The organism is Rhizobacter sp. OV335 (assembly GCF_900142965.1).
In the GTDB taxonomy this organism is placed as follows: Bacteria; Pseudomonadota; Gammaproteobacteria; order Burkholderiales; family Burkholderiaceae_C; genus Rhizobacter.
This window is the reverse complement of sequence record NZ_FRCQ01000021.1, coordinates 1-17,508: the sequence shown is the minus strand read 5'-3', so window position 1 is coordinate 17,508 and position 17,508 is coordinate 1. Positions and strand designations below refer to the sequence as shown.

The 17,508-nt window shown below is 68.3% G+C and carries 16 protein-coding genes and 2 tRNA genes; 16 read left to right on the top strand and 2 right to left on the bottom strand.

Features of this window, described 5'->3' with window-relative positions; translation table 11 throughout:
- The first annotated feature begins 63 nt into the window (after positions 1-63).
- From BUE42_RS20405 to BUE42_RS20375, 7 genes are all read left to right on the top strand, one after another.
- Positions 64-849, top strand: coding sequence for a glycosyltransferase family 2 protein (locus tag BUE42_RS20405; protein WP_073467134.1), 786 nt, complete (start codon positions 64-66; stop codon positions 847-849).
- Between the two features lie 14 nt (positions 850-863).
- A complete protein-coding gene (gene tolB / locus BUE42_RS20400; RefSeq protein ID WP_073467133.1) occupies positions 864-2,147 on the top strand; it encodes a Tol-Pal system beta propeller repeat protein TolB in 1,284 nt (427 codons plus the stop codon).
- Between the two features lie 55 nt (positions 2,148-2,202).
- Positions 2,203-2,736 carry a peptidoglycan-associated lipoprotein Pal gene (gene pal / locus BUE42_RS20395; protein ID WP_073467132.1) on the top strand — a complete coding sequence of 178 codons (534 nt, stop codon included), beginning with the start codon at positions 2,203-2,205 and terminating at the stop codon, positions 2,734-2,736.
- Between the two features lie 14 nt (positions 2,737-2,750).
- On the top strand, positions 2,751-3,554 hold the full coding sequence (gene ybgF / locus BUE42_RS20390) for a tol-pal system protein YbgF (RefSeq protein ID WP_073467131.1): 804 nt from the start codon (positions 2,751-2,753) through the stop codon (positions 3,552-3,554).
- Between the two features lie 13 nt (positions 3,555-3,567).
- Positions 3,568-4,380 (top strand): tRNA threonylcarbamoyladenosine dehydratase, encoded by an 813-nt coding sequence (locus BUE42_RS20385; protein WP_369822980.1) that lies wholly within the window; start codon positions 3,568-3,570, stop codon positions 4,378-4,380.
- 91 nt (positions 4,381-4,471) lie between these two features.
- Positions 4,472-4,547: transfer RNA gene (locus tag BUE42_RS20380), tRNA-Lys, on the top strand.
- A gap of 22 nt (positions 4,548-4,569) precedes the next feature.
- Positions 4,570-4,645 (top strand) — tRNA-Lys (locus BUE42_RS20375).
- 88 nt (positions 4,646-4,733) lie between these two features.
- On the opposite strand, the gene BUE42_RS34130 is transcribed toward BUE42_RS20375, so the two are convergent.
- The gene (locus tag BUE42_RS34130; protein WP_255376875.1) at positions 4,734-4,868 is read right to left on the bottom strand and encodes a hypothetical protein; all 135 of its coding nucleotides are present in this window, start codon (positions 4,866-4,868) and stop codon (positions 4,734-4,736) included.
- Positions 4,869-4,982: 114 nt separating this feature from the next.
- On the opposite strand from BUE42_RS34130, the gene BUE42_RS20370 reads away from it, so the two are divergent.
- From BUE42_RS20370 to BUE42_RS20345, 6 genes are all read left to right on the top strand, one after another.
- On the top strand, positions 4,983-6,017 hold the full coding sequence (locus BUE42_RS20370) for a M14 family zinc carboxypeptidase (RefSeq protein ID WP_073467130.1): 1,035 nt from the start codon (positions 4,983-4,985) through the stop codon (positions 6,015-6,017).
- Between the two features lie 110 nt (positions 6,018-6,127).
- A complete protein-coding gene (locus BUE42_RS20365; protein ID WP_073467129.1) occupies positions 6,128-6,337 on the top strand; it encodes a hypothetical protein in 210 nt (69 codons plus the stop codon).
- An 86-nt stretch (positions 6,338-6,423) separates the two neighbouring features.
- On the top strand, positions 6,424-6,789 hold the full coding sequence (locus BUE42_RS20360) for a hypothetical protein (RefSeq protein ID WP_073467128.1): 366 nt from the start codon (positions 6,424-6,426) through the stop codon (positions 6,787-6,789).
- Positions 6,790-6,983: 194 nt separating this feature from the next.
- Entirely contained in the window at positions 6,984-7,619 is a 636-nt protein-coding gene (locus BUE42_RS20355) for a hypothetical protein (RefSeq protein ID WP_143171646.1), read from the top strand.
- Positions 7,620-7,633: 14 nt separating this feature from the next.
- Positions 7,634-8,128, top strand: coding sequence for a hypothetical protein (locus BUE42_RS20350; protein ID WP_073467126.1), 495 nt, complete (start codon positions 7,634-7,636; stop codon positions 8,126-8,128).
- On the top strand, positions 8,125-8,502 hold the full coding sequence (locus BUE42_RS20345) for an ArsC family reductase (RefSeq protein ID WP_073467125.1): 378 nt from the start codon (positions 8,125-8,127) through the stop codon (positions 8,500-8,502). Before BUE42_RS20350 ends, BUE42_RS20345 begins: the two co-directional genes overlap by 4 nt.
- A 30-nt stretch (positions 8,503-8,532) precedes the next feature.
- Here BUE42_RS20345 and acnA read toward each other — a convergent pair whose 3' ends face one another.
- A complete protein-coding gene (gene acnA / locus BUE42_RS20340) occupies positions 8,533-11,283 on the bottom strand; it encodes an aconitate hydratase AcnA (RefSeq protein ID WP_083614326.1) in 2,751 nt (916 codons plus the stop codon).
- Positions 11,284-11,535: 252 nt separating this feature from the next.
- Between acnA and BUE42_RS20335 the strand changes: the two genes are divergently transcribed.
- Genes BUE42_RS20335 through BUE42_RS20325 form a run of 3 tightly spaced genes read left to right on the top strand, consistent with a single transcriptional unit; the run spans position 11,536 to position 16,891 of the window.
- Positions 11,536-13,383 carry an O-linked N-acetylglucosamine transferase, SPINDLY family protein gene (locus tag BUE42_RS20335; RefSeq protein ID WP_073467124.1) on the top strand — a complete coding sequence of 616 codons (1,848 nt, stop codon included), beginning with the start codon at positions 11,536-11,538 and terminating at the stop codon, positions 13,381-13,383.
- Between the two features lie 20 nt (positions 13,384-13,403).
- Positions 13,404-15,662 (top strand): type I secretion system permease/ATPase, encoded by a 2,259-nt coding sequence (locus BUE42_RS20330; RefSeq protein ID WP_073467123.1) that lies wholly within the window; start codon positions 13,404-13,406, stop codon positions 15,660-15,662.
- A gap of 2 nt (positions 15,663-15,664) precedes the next feature.
- Positions 15,665-16,891: an HlyD family type I secretion periplasmic adaptor subunit gene (locus tag BUE42_RS20325; protein WP_073467122.1), complete on the top strand. Its 1,227-nt coding sequence runs from the start codon at positions 15,665-15,667 to the stop codon at positions 16,889-16,891.
- The last annotated feature ends 617 nt before the right edge of the window (positions 16,892-17,508 follow it).

Below are 17,508 nucleotides of genomic sequence, written 5' to 3'. Positions count from 1 at the left end.
TTATCGTTCGCCGGCACTGCCTACAATCCCGGCACCTCGCGCTGCACGCACCAACCGCCCTCCATGCCCGCTCCGAACCTGTCGGTCATCGTCATCACGCACAACGAAGGCCACCAGATCGCGGATTGCCTGAAGAGCGTCGCGTTCGCCGACGAATGGATCGTCGTCGACTCCGGCAGCACCGACGACACCCGCGAGCAGGCCGCCGCGCTCGGCGCCCGCGTGACCCGCACCGACGACTGGCCCGGCTTCGGACGGCAGAAGAACCGGGCGCTCGAGCTCGCACAAGGGCGCTGGGTGCTGAGCCTGGACGCCGACGAACGGGTCAGCGAGGCGCTCGCGGCGGCGATCCGGGCGGCGGTGGCGCCGGGCGCGGACGGCGCGGAAGGTCCGTCCGGCTACCAGTTGTCACGCCTGTCGCGTTTCTGCGGACAGTGGATGCGACATGGCGACTGGTACCCTGACCGGGTCACGCGGCTGTTCCTGCGCGGGCGTGCCCGCTTCACCGACGACCTGGTGCACGAGCGGCTCGACGTGCAGGGCCCGGTCGGGCGCCTTCCCGGCGACCTGCTGCACGAGACCATGCCGACGCTGCACGACGCGCTGGACAAGATGAACCGCTACAGCAGCGGCCGCGCCCTCGACAAGGTGCGTGCCGGCCGCGGCGGCGGTCTGGGTACGGCGCTTGCCCATGGAGCCTGGGCGTTCTTCAGGGGCTACCTGCTGCGGCGGGGCTTCCTGGACGGGCGGCTGGGTTTCGTGCTGGCGGTCTACAACGCCGAGGGCACCTATTACCGATACCTGAAAATGGCGTTCGTGGACGCTGCTGGAACCAAGACCACAATTTGAGATCAGGACACTGGATGCTGAACCGACGTCAATTTTCCGCTGCCTCCGGCCTCGCCTTGTGCGGGCCGGCCACCGTCCCGGCTTTTGCGCAATTCCGCGTGGAGATCGCCGGGGTCGGCGCCACGCAGGTGCCGATCGCGATCGCCAGGTTCCGCGATGAAGACAAGACCACGCAGGCGCTGTCGGCCATCATCCGGGCCGACCTGGAGCGCGCCGGCGTGTTCCGCGGCATCGACAACAGCGTGGCGATCGACGAGACCGCGCAGCCGGTGATGGCCGAATGGCGCGGCCGCAGCGCCGACGCGCTGGTGGCCGGCTCGGTGACCCGGCTCTCCGACGGCCGCTTCGACGTGCGCTTCAAGCTCTGGGACATCGTCAAGGGCCAGGAGCTCGGCGGCCAGAGCAATGCGGTGCAGCCGGCCGACCTGCGGCTGGCCGCGCACCGCATCGCCGATTACGTCTACGAGAAGCTGACCGGCGACAAGGGCGTGTTCTCGACCCGCATCGCCTACGTCACCCGCACCGGCAGCCGCTACGCATTGCGCATCGCCGACGCCGATGGCGAAGGCGGCCAGGTCGCGCTGAACAGCCCCGAGCCGATCATCTCGCCGGCCTGGGCGCCGAACGGCCAGGAACTGGCGTATGTGTCGTTCGAGAAGCAGAAGGCCATCGTCTACGTGCAGAGCGTCGCCACCGGCGAGCGCCGCATGATCGCCAACTTCCGCGGCTCGAACAGCGCGCCGGCCTGGTCGCCCGACTCGCAGTCGCTGGCCCTCACGCTGAGCCGCGACGGCATCTCGCAGCTCTACCTGATGGGGCGCAACGGCGGCGAGCCGAAGCGCATCACCACCAGCCAGGCGATCGACACCGAACCGGTGTTCACGCCCGACGGCCGCACGCTGTACTTCGTCAGCGACCGCGGGGGCGGCCCGCAGGTGTACCGCACGGCGCTCGGCGGCGGCGCGGTCGAGCGCGTCACGTTCTCGGGCAACTACAACATCAGCCCGTCGCTCAGCCCGGACGGCCGCAACCTCGCCTACATTTCCCGCCAGGGCAACGCCTTCCGGCTGTACCTGATGGACCTGACCAACCCGGGCGCGACGCCGCTGGCCCTCAGCGACACCAGCGACGACGAAAGCCCGAGTTTTGCGCCGAACGGCCGGCTGATCATCTACGCCTCGCGCGCGCAAGGGCGCGACGTGCTGATGACCACCACGCTGGACGGCAAGATCAAGGCGAAGCTGGTGTCGACAGCCGCCGATGTCCGCGAGCCCATGTGGGGCCCGTACGGCCGCTGAAAAAACGGCCGACGCATTCTTTCTCGACAACAACACGACCAGGAGTTTCAACACCATGAAAGCAACACGTTTCACCCTTCTCGCTGCCCTGACTTCCGCCGTCCTGGCGGGCTGTGCCTCCGGCGTCAAGCTCGACGACAAGCAGGCCCCGGTCGAGAACCGCTCGACCGGCACCAGCTCGTCGAACAGCGGCGCCAACAACGCCGGCACCTCGCAATCGCAAGTCGCGAGCGTCGACCTGACGAAGAACGCGCCGGCACCGGCCAGCAGCGTCATCTACTTCGACTACGACAGCTATGTCGTGAAGGACGAGTTCCGCCCGACGGTCGAGGCGCAGGCGAAGAACCTGTCGGCCAACAAGTCGAAGAAGATCGCCGTCGAAGGCCACACCGACGAGCGCGGCGGCCGCGAGTACAACCTGGCGCTCGGCCAGAAGCGCGCCGAAGCGGTCGTGAAGTCGCTCGAACTGCTGGGCGTGTCGCAGACGCAGGTCGAGGCCGTCAGCTTCGGCAAGGAGCGTCCGGCGGTGCAGGGCAGCGACGAAGCGGCGTGGGCCAAGAACCGCCGCGCTGAATTCGCCACCAAGTGATCGTGAGGCCTGGCATGCAATCGATTCTTCGCGGACGGTTCGGCGGTGCCTGGTGGGCGCCGCTGCTGGCGGTTGTCGCCTTGGTGGCGGCGCCGGCCGCGCACGCCGGGCTGTTCGACGACGACGAGGCGCGCCGGGCCATCCTCGACCTGCGCGGCAAGCTCGAAGAAAGCAACAAGCAGCAGGCGCAGCGCCAGGCCGAGATGAACGCGCAGCTGCTCGAAGAAATCGGCAAGCTGAAGCGCAGCCTGCTCGACCTGAACACGCAGATCGAGCTGATGCGCAGCGATGCGGCCAAGCTGGTCGGCCAGAACGAGCAGCTCACGCGCGACGTGTCCGAGCTGCAGCGCCGGCAGAAGGACATTGCGCAGGGCGTGGACGACCGCATCCGCAAGCTCGAACCGCAGAAGGTCACGATGGACGACAAGGAGTTCCTCGTCGATCCTGAAGAGAAGAAGCAGTTCGACGACGCGATGGCGGTGATGCGCAAGGGCGATTTCCCCGGCGCGGCATCGGCGTTCGTCGCGTTCCGCCAGCGCTACCCGGCCAGCGGCTACAACGACGTGGCGCTGTTCTGGCTCGGCAATGCGCAGTACGGCAAGCGCGAGTACCGCGAAGCCACCGCGTCGTTCCGCGAGTTGCTGAAGGTCGCGCCGCAGAGCCCGCGCGCGCCCGAGGCGCTGCTGTCGATCGCGAACTGCCAGCTCGAGCTGAAGGACGCGAAGGGCGCGAAGCGCACGCTCGATGACCTGCTGAAGACGTACCCGAAATCCGAGGCGGCCGAGGCCGCCAAGGAGCGGTTGGCGTCGATGAAGTGACAGCGAGTCTGCTGTGAACGCCATCAACGAACTGCCCGCGCTCGACCTGCTGGAGCCCGACCTGGAGCGCCGCTTCGGCGGCCTGCGCCGCCTGTACGGCGACGCCGGCTACCAGCGGCTGCGTGCATTGCGCGTCGCGGTGGTGGGGCTCGGGGGCGTCGGCTCGTGGACGGCCGAGGCGCTGGCTCGCAGCGGTGTCGCGTCGCTGGTGCTGATCGACATGGACCACGTGTCCGAATCGAACATCAACCGCCAGGTGCAGGCGACCGGCGCGACGCTCGGCCAGGCGAAGGGCGAGGCCTTGCGCGAGCGCATCGCCGACATCCATCCCGGCTGCGAGGTGCGGCTGGTCGACGATTTCGTCACCGCCGAGAACTGGCCCGCGCTGCTGCCGGGCCCGGTCGATGCGGTGATCGACGCCTGCGACCAGGTGCAGGCGAAGCTCGCGCTGGCGCAGTGGGCGATCGCGACGCGCACGCCGCTCGTGATGGCCGGCGCGGCCGGCGGCAAGCGCCGACCGCAGGCGGTGGAGGTCGACGACCTCGCGAACGTCACGCACGACCCCTTGCTCGCATCGCTGCGGCAGCGCCTGCGCAAGCACCACGGCGCGCCACGCAGCGGCGCGATCGGCGTGCGCTGCGTGTTCTCTCGCGAGGCGGTGGTGATGCCGGCCGCCGACGGCGATGCCTGTGGTGTCGACACCACCCCGACCGACGGCAGCCTGAACTGCCACGGCTACGGCTCGACCGTGGTCGTCACCGCAACTTTTGGATTGGTACTGGCATCTGAAGCGCTCGAAATCGGGCTAGAATCAGGGCTTCGCTGAGTTGAGGCAGTGCTCGTGAAAGATGTTCAAACATCGCACGAGCGTGATTCAAGGATGACCCTGCGAGGCATGCTATAGTCATGGGCTTGCTGGGTTGTTAGCTCAGTTGGTAGAGCAGCGGACTTTTAATCCGTTGGTCGCAGGTTCAAGTCCTGCACAGCCCACCAGTTTTGGTCAGTTTCAGTGAGAGGGCTCCTAGCTCAGTTGGTAGAGCAGCGGACTCTTAATCCGTTGGTCGACAGTTCGAATCTGTCGGGGCCCACCAACACAAGAAACCCCGGAGAGCAGCGACGCTCTCCGGGGTTTTTCTTTTGTCCGCCAGCCAGCCAGCCCGGCCGCGGCGGCTTTCTTGGTCACCTGCGCGTCCAGCGTGCCCTGCACAGCGCGGCCAGTTCGATCGCGCCCCACAGCAGGCTGCTCGCGACCGCGACGCCGATCTGCCATGCGAGTCCCGGCCGTACCGGGAACCTGCGGATGATGCCGTTCATCGGCGTCTCCTGAGTTGACGATGCGGCACCGTAGCAAGCCTGCATGACGGTTTGATGGCAGACCGCGCGCACCGCCCGCGTTATCCTCCGCCGGCACCGCGAGCCCGGCATTCCTTGCAAACACCGACCGAACTGATCGAACTGCAGCGCCTGATCGACGAGGGCGGCTCGCACCTGAGCGCGCGGGTGCTGTGCGAGGTCGACGCGGGCGCGGGCGACGGCGCCCCGCGCCTGCCGGTGATCGCGGTGGCGCTCGGCAACCCGGCGCCCGACATCCCCGCGGTCGGCTTCTTCGGCGGCGTGCACGGGCTGGAGCGCATCGGCTCGGCGGTCGTGATGGCGCACCTGCGCAGCCTGGTGATGCGGCTGCGCTGGGACGAGTCGCTGCACCGCCAACTCGACGGCGTGCGCATGGTCTTCATGCCGGTCGTCAACCCCGGCGGCATTGCGCGCGGCACGCGCGCCAATCCGCAAGGCGTCGACCTGATGCGCAACGCACCGGTCGATGCGCAGGACCGCGTGCCCTTCCTGCTCGGCGGCCAGCGCCTCAGTGCATCACTGCCGTGGTACCGCGGCCCGGCCGGCGCGCCGATGCAGCCCGAGAGCGCCGCGCTGTGCCAGGTGGTCGAAGAAGAACTGCTCGCGCGGCCGTTCAGCCTCGCGGTCGATTGCCACTCGGGCTTCGGGCTGCGCGACCGGCTGTGGTTTCCGTATGCCCACACGCGCGCGCCGATGGCCCACCTGCCCGAGATGGACGCGCTGCACGGCATCTTCCAGCAGTCGCATCCGAACAACCGCTATGTGTTCGAGCCGCAGAGCCGCCAGTACCTCGCGCACGGCGACCTGTGGGACCACCTCTACCAGCGCGCGTCGGCCTTGCCGCAGCGCCTGCTGCTGCCGCTGACGCTGGAGATGGGCTCGTGGCTGTGGGTCAAGAAGAATCCGCGCCAGCTGTTCTCGCGCCACGGCATCTTCAACCCGCTGATCGCACACCGCCAGCAGCGCGTGCTGCGCCAGCACATGGCGCTGCTCGATTTCCTCGCGCGCGCCGCGGCGAGCTGGCGGCGCTGGCTGCCGTCGCCCGACTCGCGCGAGCGCCACGGGCAGCTCGCGCTGCAGCGCTGGTACGGCGCCGTCGCGCCACCGTAGCTCGCCGGCAACAGCCTCGCCCTGAGGGGAATCAACCCCCTCGAATGCGCGATGTCGCAACAAAGTGTGCGTCCGTAAAGTGGGCCATCCGCCAACGATGGGGCCCCTGAATGGACACCAGCTACCTTCCTGCCTTCGACCAGGCGATGCAGTTCCTGTACGAGAAGCACGGCAATGCCCTCAGCGAGGACCTCGTGCAGGCCTATTGCGTGCAGGGCCTGCTCAGCGAAGCCGACGGCGTTCTGACGCTGACCGACCGCGGCCGTGCGATGTTGCGCAAAGCGCCTGTTGCTCGGCAGCTACGTCAGTTACAGCTCTGAAATATCGAGCTTTCTTCCTACACGCAAACCGACAGCGCGCGAATACGCTGAAAACCATGTCGGACCTGCACCAAAGCCTTCGCCACATGGGACTGCCCCAGCTGCTGCTGGCGCTGATCTTCCTCTGCAGCTATGGCGTGGCACTGGGCGGGATGCTCGGCGCCACCGGGCGGTGGCGGGCCGCTGGGGTCGCCGCAACGTCGGCGATCACGTTCGGCTTCTTGACCGACCCGTGGGAGCACGCGGTGATGATGGTGGCGTTCGCGGTGATCGGCTTCGGGCTCTTCCTCGCACTGGCCTGGTTGCTGGCGCGGGCGCCCGAATGGTTCCTGCGCGGCGAGCCCATCGCGATCGAGACACCGGCGGTCGTGCGCGAGAGCGAGACCGACGCCGACGTGCCCGCGCGCACGCCGGTCGCCACGGCCCCACGCCGTCCGCGCCTGGGGCTCTGACGCACAATCTCCGGCGTCGGCGAGTGGCTTGCCGCGGCGCCTAGGACAGATCGGGATTTCGTCCTACACCGTGCCCCAAGCCCCCGCCGTAGCATGACTTCGGGGTTGGGCCGCTGGTAATGCTCCTCCGAATTCGGCGGTCCCTTGGCGGTCAGTGCATGCACTGGCCGCCTCTTCTATGCAGGAGCAACATGATGGTGAAGATCACGCGGATGGCCGGGCTGTGCAGCTCGCTGGTGCTGCTGGCCGCGGCGGGGTGCGCATCGACCACCCGCCTCGATTCTCAATGGAGCGATCCGGCCGCGGCACCCACGTCGCTGCAAGGCGCCAAGGTGCTGGTGGTGTGCGATGCCGACGAGGCGCCGCTGCGCCAGATCTGCCAGGACCAGATGCGCTCCGAGGTCACCGCGCGCGGCGCGACGGCGGTGGCCTTCGACGACGCCGACCGCAACATCGCCGGCACTGCCGCCAGTGCTTCCAAGCCCACCGGCGAGTACGTCGCCATCGCCCGCGAGCGCGGCGCCACCGCGGTGCTGCGCACGCGGGCGATGACCTCGTTGTCGCGCCCCGACAGCGGCGTGAGCCTCGGCTTCGGGCTCGGCACCTTCGGCTCCGGCGTCGGGCTCGGTGTCGGCATGTCGACGCCGGTGGGCGGCGGGGGCAATGCGACGGTCGGCTATGCCGCAGAGACCAGCATCACCGACGTGCGCAGCGGCAAGCTGCTGTGGACCGGCCGCGCGACCACCGCGCCGTCGAAGGAAGTCAACAAGCAGATGGCCGAACTGGCGTCCGCGTTGCTCGCCGGGGCCCAGAAGGCCGGCTGGTTCTGAAGCTGGGGTTCGATGTGAGGATTCGTTTCGCATGGCTGCTGGCAGTGGTGCTCGCCGGCTGCGCCGGCTACGACCCCGGCGGGCTGATGCCGGGGGCGACAGTGAGCACGATCACCGAGCGCATGGGTCCGCCGACCGGCGAGTACCCGTTGCCCGGCGGCGGCAAGCGGCTCGAGTACGCGCGAGGTCCGTTCGGCAAGCACACCTACATGCTCGACCTCGATGCGCAGGGCCGCTTGAGCGGCTGGCAGCAGGTGCTGACCGAGGCGCGCTTCAACGCGGTGATGGTCGGCACGCCGGGTGAGCAGATCCTGTTCGAGTTCGGCCATCCAGCGCAGCAGCAGCACATCGGCCGGCAGCACCTGACGGTGTGGTCGTACCGCTACTGGACGCCGTTCTGCCAGTGGTTCCAGGTCAGCGTCGGCGATGATGGCAAGGTGGTCGAGACCGGGTACGGGATCGACCCGATGTGCGACTACAACGACCACGACAGCGACAGCCGGACATGAGCCTGACTCCCACGATTTCCCTTCATGGCATCCCGAACTGCGACACCGTCAAGAAGGCGCGCCAGTGGCTGGCCGGGCAGGGCGCCGAGGTGCAGTTCCATGACTTCAAGAAAGAGGGCGTGCCGGACGCGCTTATCGACGGCTGGCTGCAGCAGGTCGAGTGGGAGACGTTGCTCAATCGCAAGGGCAACACGTGGCGCGGGCTCGATGACGCGACCAAGGCCGGCGTGACCGATGCCGCGTCAGCGCGTGAGGTGATGCAGGCGAACCCGAGCACGATCAAGCGCCCGGTCGTGCGTTGGCCAGACGGCCGCGTGACCGTCGGGTTCTCGGAAGACCAATTCGCTCAGGCCCTCCGCCCCCGTTCGACCTGAGCCTGTCGAAGGCGAACGGAGGGAGGGGCATCAAGCAGCCAGCAGTTGACGGAGCACGAACGGAAGAATCCCTCCGTGCTTGTAGTAATCCACCTCGATCGGCGTGTCGATCCGCAGCGTCAGCTTCACGTCGTGCGTGGTGCCGTCCACCCGCTTGATCACCAGCGTGGCCTCTTGCTGCGGTTTCAGGTCGGCGCCCAGCAGCACGTCGAAGGTCTCGTCGCCGGTGATGCCCAGCGACTGCCATGAGTCGGTACCGCGGAACTGCAGCGGCAGCACGCCCATGCCGACCAGGTTGGACCGGTGGATGCGCTCGTAGCTGCGCGCCACCACCGCCTTGATGCCCAGCAACTGCGTGCCCTTGGCCGCCCAGTCGCGCGATGAACCGGTGCCGTACTCCTCGCCGGCGAACACCATGGTCGGCGTGTTCTGCGCCATGTACTTCATCGCCGCGTCGTAGATGAACATCTTCTCGTTGCCCGGCTGGAAGCGCGTCACGCCGCCTTCCTCGCGGCTGCCGTCGGCCTCGGCCGGGATCATCAGGTTCTTGATCCGCACGTTGGCGAAGGTGCCGCGCACCATCACGTCGTGGTTGCCGCGGCGCGAGCCGTAGCTGTTGAAGTCGGCCTTCAGCACGCCGTTCTCCTTCAGCCACTTGCCGGCCGGCGAGGCCTCCTTGATCGAGCCGGCCGGCGAGATGTGGTCGGTGGTGATCGAGTCGCCGAACAGCGCCATCGCGCGCGCGCCCTTGACGCCCGCATCGGCCAGCGCCGGCGTCATGTGGAAATCGTCGAAGAACGGCGGCTTCGCGATGTAGGTGCTGTGCGGCCAGGTGTAGGTCTCGCCCTTCACGCCCTTGATCTTCTCCCACAGCTTGCCGGGCTTGCGGTCGATCTTCTCGTAGTTGTCGCGGTAGGCATCGGCGTTCATCGCGAACTTCATCAGCTTGGCGATCTCGTCGGCGCTCGGCCAGATGTCGCCCAGGTAGATGTCGCGCCCGCCCTTGCCCTTGCCGACCGGCTCGGTCATCAGGTCGCGCGTCGCGTTGCCGGCGATCGCGTAGGCCACCACCAGCGGCGGCGACGCGAGGAAGTTCGCCTTCAGGTTCGGATGGATGCGCGCCTCGAAGTTGCGATTGCCCGACAGCACCGCGGCGCACACCAGGTCGTTCTTCGTGATCAGCTCGTTCAGCTCGGGCGTCAGGTCGCCGGCATTGCCGATGCAGGTGGTGCAGCCGTAGCCGGCCAGGTTGAAGCCGAGCTTGTCGAGGTAGGGCGTGAGGCCGGTCTTCTCGAGGTACTCGGTGACGATGCGCGAGCCCGGCGCGAGCGAGGTCTTGATGTGCCTGGCCACCGTCAGGCCGGCTTCCACCGCCTTCTTGGCCAGCAGCCCGGCGGCCAGCAGCACGGCCGGGTTCGAGGTGTTGGTGCACGAGGTGATCGCGGCGATCAGCACGTCGCCGTTGCGCACTTCCAGGCCGTCCTTGGTCGTGAACACCTGGTGCAGCTTCTCGGCCGGCTGGTTGAAGCCGTTGGCCGAGGTCGGCTTGCTGAACAGCTCGGTGAACTCGCTCTTCATCTTGCCGAGCTCGATGCGGTCCTGCGGGCGCTTCGGGCCGGCCAGCGACGGCGTCACCGTCGACAGGTCGAGCGAGACTTCCTTCGAGAAGTGGATGTCGCCCGACTTCGGCACGCCGAACATGCCCTGCGCCTTGAAGTAGCTCTCGAACGCATCGATCTCGGCCTTGGTGCGGCCGGTGCCCTTGAAGTACTCGATGGTCTTGCCGTCGACCGGGAAGAAGCCCATCGTCGCGCCGTACTCGGGCGCCATGTTGGCGATGGTCGCGCGGTCGGGCAGCGACAGCGTGCTGGTGCCTTCGCCGAAGAACTCGACGAACTTGCCGACCACCTTCTCGCGCCGCAGCAGCTCAGTGACGGTGAGCACCAGGTCGGTGGCCGTCACGCCTTCGCGCAGCTGGCCGGTGAGTTCCAGGCCGACCACGTCGGGCGTCAGGAAGTAGACCGGCTGGCCGAGCATGCCGGCCTCGGCCTCGATGCCGCCGACGCCCCAGCCGACCACGCCGATGCCGTTGATCATGGTCGTGTGGCTGTCGGTGCCGACCAGCGAATCGGGGTAGTAGACGCCGTCCTTCTGGTGCACGCCGCGCGCCAGGTATTCGAGGTTCACCTGGTGCACGATGCCGAAGCCCGGCGGCACGACGCCGAAGGTGTCGAAGGCCTGCATGCCCCATTTCATGAACTCGTAGCGCTCGTTGTTGCGCTGGAATTCGAGCTTCATGTTCAGGTCGAGCGCGTTCTTGGTGCCGTAGTAGTCGACCATCACCGAATGGTCGACGACCAGGTCGACCGGCACCAGCGGCTCGATGGTCTTCGGGTTCTTGCCCATCGCCGCGGCGACGCTGCGCATCGCGGCCAGGTCGGCCAGCAGCGGCACGCCGGTGAAATCCTGCAGCACGACGCGGGCGACGACGAACGGGATCTCGTCGACGCGCTCGGCCGTCGGCTGCCAGTCGGCGAGCTGGGCGACGTGCTCCGGCGTGACCTTCTTGCCGTCGCAGTTGCGCAGCACCGACTCGAGCACGATGCGGATCGAGATCGGCAGCTGGTTGACGTTGGGGTGGGTCTTGGCCAGTTCCGGCAGCGAGAAATACTGCCCGGCCTTGCCCGAACCGGTCTTCAACGTCTTCAGCGTGTTCGAGAAGGCGTGGGCGGGGGCGGACTTCCGGGGGGACTTCTGGGTGGACTTGTCGTCTTGGGCCATGGGCAGCTCTCCGTAGGGGGTCATCGCAAGGGTCGGGTCGAACGATTGTGCCCCCGGGCGCTGCAAGATCCGTGACACGGCTCACGAAAACCCCATGCCCTGGCCCGCTGCAGAGAGCCCGGCCCGGTCGGCGGGTGGGGGCTCGGCGCGAAGTGAGCGGTATTCCTGCGCTTATTGCCCTGACCGGTCGGGGCCGGCCCTGCCCACAATGGGGCGAACCGATATCCTCCGGCCCCAACGCACGCCCCACGCATGGACAACCGCCCCGCAACGCCCCCCTCTGCTGCAACGCCTGCCGAGGTGGAGCGCGAGATCGCGCATGCCCGTTCCGGCGGGATGCAGCTCAACGAGCTGCTCGACCGCGCCCAGCAGCTCGCCCAGCGCGGCTTGGCCGAGGCGTCGGCGCAGCTCTACGAAAACTGGATCGCCCACACCGAATCGCCGTGGCGCCACGTCGCCTGCTTCAACTGGGGCACCGTGCTCGGGCTGCTGAACCGCCATGCCGAGGCCGAGCAGGCCTACCGCCGGGCGCTGGCCTTCCATGCCGATTTCCCGCAGGCGCGCCTGAACCTGGGCCACCAGCTGGAACACCTCGGCCGCCCCGAAGAGGCGCTGGCCGAATGGCGCGCCGTCGTCGACATCACCGAATCGAACCCGCAGGGCCTGAAAGAGATCCGGCTGCATGCGCTGAACAACCTGGCGCGGCTGCTGGAAATGCAGCGCCGCTTCGCCGAATCCGAAGCCAGCCTGGTGAAGAGCCTCGAACTGAAGGCCGATCAGTCCGACGTGCTGCAGCACTACGTGCACATCCGCCAGAAGCAGTGCGAATGGCCGGTCTACCAGGCGGTGGGCGAGGTCACGCCGAACCAGCTGATGGTGGGCACCTCGCCGCTGGCCACGCTCGGCCTGAGCGACGACCCTGCCGTGCAGCTGATGGCCGCCCAGCGCTTCGTGCACACCCGCGTGCCGAAGCCGCCGGCCGTGCCGGTGCATGCCGGCCGCCCGCCGCGCACCGGCCGCATCAAGGTCGGCTACCTGTCGGGCGACCTGTGCATGCACGCGGTCGGGCTGCTGACGGCCGAACTGCTGGAGCTGCATGACCGCAGCCGCTTCGAGGTGCACGGCTTCTGCTGGTCGCGCGAAGACGGCACGCCGCTGCGCGCCCGGCTGCGTCAATCCATGGACGTCTTCGTGCCGCTCGGCGGCGTCGACGACGCGACCGCCGCGCAGCTGATCGCGCAGCACGGCATCGACGTGCTGGTCGACCTGCAGGGCATCACCAATGGCGCGCGGCCGGCCATCCTCGGCCACCGCCCGGCGCCGGTGCAGGTCAGCTACCTCGGCCTGCCGGCCACCTCCGGCTTGCCGGGCGTCGACTGGATCCTGGCCGACCGCTTCGTGATGCCGCCCGAGCTGCTGCCGTACATGACCGAGAAGCCGCTGTACGTGCCGCACTGCTACCAGGTCAGCGACCGCCAGCGCGAGAGCGGCGCGGTGCCGACGCGCGCGCAGTACGGGCTGCCGGAAGACGCCTTCGTCTTCTGCTCGTTCAACAACAACCACAAGTTCACCGAGCCGGTGTTCGCCAGCTGGATGCGCATGCTGCAGCAGGTGCCGCGCAGCGTGCTGTGGCTGCTGGCCGACAACGAATGGTCGCAGGAGAACATGCTGCGCCAGGCCGATGCGTTCGGCATCGGGCGCGAGCGGCTGGTCTTCGCGCCGCGGGTGATGCCGGCCGACTACCTGGCGCGCTTCCCGCTGGCCGACCTGTTCCTCGACACCTTCCCGTACAACGCCGGCACGACCGCGAGCGACGCGCTGTGGATGGGCCTGCCGATCCTCACCTGCGCCGGCCGCACCTACATCGCGCGCATGGCCGGCAGCCTGCTGTCCGCCGTCGGGCTGCCCGACCTGATCACGAACTCGATCGACGACTACGAGCGCCTGGGCGTGCAACTGGGCCACAACCCGGCGCGCATCGCGTCGTACAAGCGCTACCTGGCCGAGCACGGCCGGCAGTCGAAGCTGTTCGACGTGCCGGGCCTGGTGCGCGACATCGAGACCGAGTTCGAGCTGCTCGCGCTGCAGCACCGCGGCTGAGCCCGAGCCTTCCCTGACCCATGGACCGGCAAGAACCCTTCATCGAACCCGGAGCCGGCGGCGCTGCCGCTGCGCCGCCGGACGATGCCTTGCTACAGTCCATCGTCTGGCTGACGCGCCACCACGGTCGCGAGCGTTCGGCGGCGTCGCTGCTGGCCGGCATGCCGCTGGCCGGCGCGCTCGGGCCCGACCAGGCGGTGCGCGCGATGCGCGAGGCCGGCTTCAACGCCGGGCTGGTGCAGCGCAAGATTTCCGAGATCCACGCGCTGCTGCTGCCGGCCGTGCTGCTGCTGCGCAACGGCGACGCCTGCATCGTCGTCAAGCGCCTCTCGGCCGACTCGTACGACGTGGTGATGCCGGGCCCCGAATCACACACCTGCAAGGCGAGCGAGGCCGAGCTGGCGGGCGAGTACACCGGCATCGCGTTCGTCGCGTCGCCGAAGGTGCAGGCGCCGAACGCCGAGCACAACGAAGCGCTGCGCGACCCGAACAGCCACTGGTTGTGGGGCACGATGCGCCGCTTCCTGCCGTACTACCGCTCGGCGCTGCTGGCGGCGCTGCTCAGCAACGTGCTGATGATGGTGACCGGCATCGTCACCTCGGTGGTCTACGACAAGGTGATCCCGCACCAGGCCTTCGTCACGCTGTGGGCGCTGGCCACCGGCGCGGCGCTGGCGCTGGTGTTCGACCTGGTCGCGCGCCAGCTGCGCACCCACCTGATCGACGTGGCCGGCAAGAAGGCCGACTTGATCATCGGCTCGCTGCTGTTCCGCCAGACGCTGGGCGTGCGCATGGAGCATCGCCCGGCCTCGGCCGGCTCGTATGCCCACCACCTGGCGCAGATCGAGCTGGTGCGCGATTTCTTTGCCGGCGCGACGCTGTCGGCCGTCAGCGACCTGCCGTTCATCGCGCTGTTCGTCGCGATGGTCTTCATCATCGGCGGGCCGCTCGGCTGGGTGATCGTGCTCGCGATCCCGCTGATCCTCGGCATGGCCTGGGCGATCCAGAGTTCGCTGCGGCGCTCGATGGCGGCCAACATGCATTTCCAGGCCGACCTGCAGGGCGTGCTGGTCGAGGCGGTCGAAGGGCTGGAAGACCTGAAGGCCGCCGGCGCGCAAGGGCAGTTCCTGCGCCGCTATGAAGATGCCACCGCGGCCGCGGCCGAATCGTCGCTGCGCGCGCGGGCGCTGTCGGGCCTCACCAACAACATCTCGGCCGCCGCGCAGCAAGCCATCACGCTGGTGATGCTGGTGTGGGGCGTGTACCTGATCAAGGAAGGCGCGGTGAGCGGCGGGGCGCTGATCGGCGCGGTGATGTTCGCCGGCCGCGCGATCGCGCCGCTCGGCAGCGTGGTCAGCCTCGCGACGCGCTACCAGGGCGCACGCGCCGCGATGGCGGCGCTCGACCAGATGATGTCGCTGCCGGTGGAGCGCGAGAGCGGCAAGACCTACATCGCGAACCACCGCATCACCGGCAAGCTGGGCCTGCACGAGCTGAACTTCGCGTACCCGGCGACGGGAGGCGACGGCGCGGCGCCGAAGGTGCTTAAGGGCATCAACCTGAAGTTCGAACCAGGCGAGCGCGTCGTGATCCTCGGGCGCATCGGCAGCGGCAAGTCGACGATCCTGCGGCTGCTGGCGGGGCTCTACCAGCCGACCGAGGGCATGGTCGAGGTCGATGGCATCGACCTGCGGCAGATCGATCCGGCCGACTTCCGCGCGAAGGTCGGCTTCGTGTCGCAGGAGCCGCGCTTGTTCAACGGCACGCTGCGCGAGAACGTGATGCTCGGCCGAGCGACGGTCGACCCGGCGCGGCTGGCCGAGGTGGCCCGCGTGACCGGGCTCGACCGCGTGGTCGCGTCGCACCCGCAGGGCTGGGAGCTGTCGGTCGGGGAGATGGGGGGGCTGCTGTCGGGCGGGCAGCGGCAATTGGTCGCGCTGGCGCGCTGCCTCGCGACGCAGCCGCAGATCTTGCTGATGGACGAGCCGACCAGTTCGATGGACGCGCAATCGGAAGTGATGTTCCTGCGCCAGCTGAATGAAGCGGCCGGCAAGCGCACGCTGATCATGGTGACGCACCGCCCGGCGGTGTTGGAACTGGCGCAGCGGGTGATCGTGGTCGACGGCGGCAAGGTCGTGCTCGACGGGCCGAAGGCACAGGTACTGGCGGCGCTGTCGGGCGCGAAGCCGGCGGCGACGGCGACGCCGGAGGGAAACGGGCCGAGCAACCTGCATCTGCATCCGGCTTCGCAGCCCGTTCAGCGTGAGGCGGCGGTCTGACCATGTTCGGCAAGAAGAAACAACAAGCCGAGCTGAAATCCGGCGACGCCAAGTTCCTGAGCGAGGTCCGCGCCGCGCAGGTGATGGACGACATGTCGCGCGCGACCTGGACGCTGTACCTGATGGCCGTCGCGGTGATCGTCGCGATCGCATGGGCTTCGACCGCCCGCGTCGACGAGATTACGCGTGCCGACGGCCGCGTGGTGCCCGACGGCAAGGAGCAGGTGATCGCGAGCCTCGAAGGCGGCATCCTGCGCGAGCTGTTCGTGCGCGAAGGCATGCAGGTGCAGGAGGGGCAGGAGCTGGCGCAGCTCGACCCGACGCGTTTCGAATCACAGCAGAACGAGGCCCAGGTCAAGCGCGCCGCGCTGCGCGGCACCGTCGCGCGGCTGACGGCCGAAGCGAACGGCCGGGCCTTGCAATTCCCGTCCGACGTGTCGGCGCTGTCCAGCGTCGTCGAATCGGAGACCGATGCGTTCAACGCCCGCAAGCGCGGGCTCGATGAAGCGGTGCGCTCGAACGGCCGCAGCATCGAGCTGGTGATGAAGGAGCTGGGCGTCTCGGAGGCGATGTCCGCGAAGGGGCTGATGTCCGAGGTCGAGGTGATGCGGCTGCGCCGCCAGGTCAACGACCTGCACCTGCAGTCGCAGGAGCGGGTGAACCGTTTCCGCCAGGACGCGAGCACCGAACTCGTGCGGGTGCAGACCGACCTGGCGCAGATCGAGGAACAGCTCGCTGGCCGACAGGATGTGCTGCGCCGCACGGTGCTGAAATCGCCGGTGCGCGGGCTGGTGAAGAACATCCGCTCGGTGACGGTGGGCGGCGTCGTGAGCCCGGGCGCCGCGATGATGGAGATCGTGCCGATCACCTCGCGCGTGCTGATCGAGGCGCGCGTGAAGCCGTCGGAGATCGGCTTCCTGCGGGTCGGGCAGACGGCCGAGGTCAAGCTGGCGGCCTACGACTACACGACCTACGGCGGGCTGAAGGGCAAGATCGAATACATCAGCCCGGACGCGCTCGGCGACACCGAGAAGGCCGCCGCGCCGGACCAGACCTACTACCGCGTGATGCTGCGCACCGACCGTTCGACGCTGCGCGAGCGCGGCAAGCCGTTGACGGTGCTGCCGGGCATGACGGGGTCGGTGGAGGTGCGCACCGGCGAGCGCTCGGTGCTGAGCTTCTTGCTGCGGCCGATGCTGAAGTCGAAAGAGGCGTTTCGCGAGAGATGAGTGGTCGTTCGCAGGGGGCGCGGCAAAGGCGCGGATGGGGAGGCTGTGGCTCGCCGGTCGCAGCGGTCTTCGCCCCAGGCGGGGCGAAGACTGCCCTGCGCTGACTGGTTGCATGGCCCGTCGCCGAAACTCCCTCCACTCACTTCGTTCGTTGTGGTCAAACAGTCGGCGACAGTCAGATCACGAAGCGTGCTGCACACGCGGGCCATGAAACCAGCCAGCTCCGGCGCTACTCCCTTATCGGCGCTCCACAGCCTCCCCACCCGCGCCTTTGTGGCACCACCGTGCTCACTCGGGAGGTGACAAGCGAACAAATGAGGATGGAACCCGGGTTGTCACCCGGGCTACACGACCCCTCGCGCGGCGGGCGCACCAGGCGGTCTCCCGAGGCCCACTTGACCGCAGACATCGACCCGGGTGACAACCCGGGAATCAATCCCCACTTGTTCGCTTGTCACCTTCTCCACAAGCGGTGGTGCCACAAAGGCGCGGGTGGGGAGGCTGTGGAGCGCCAATAGGGACGGGGCGCCGGAGCTGGCTGGTTTGATGGCCCCGCGCGCAGCGCGATCGTGAACTGACTGTCGCCGACTGTTTGACCACAACGAACGAAGTGAGTG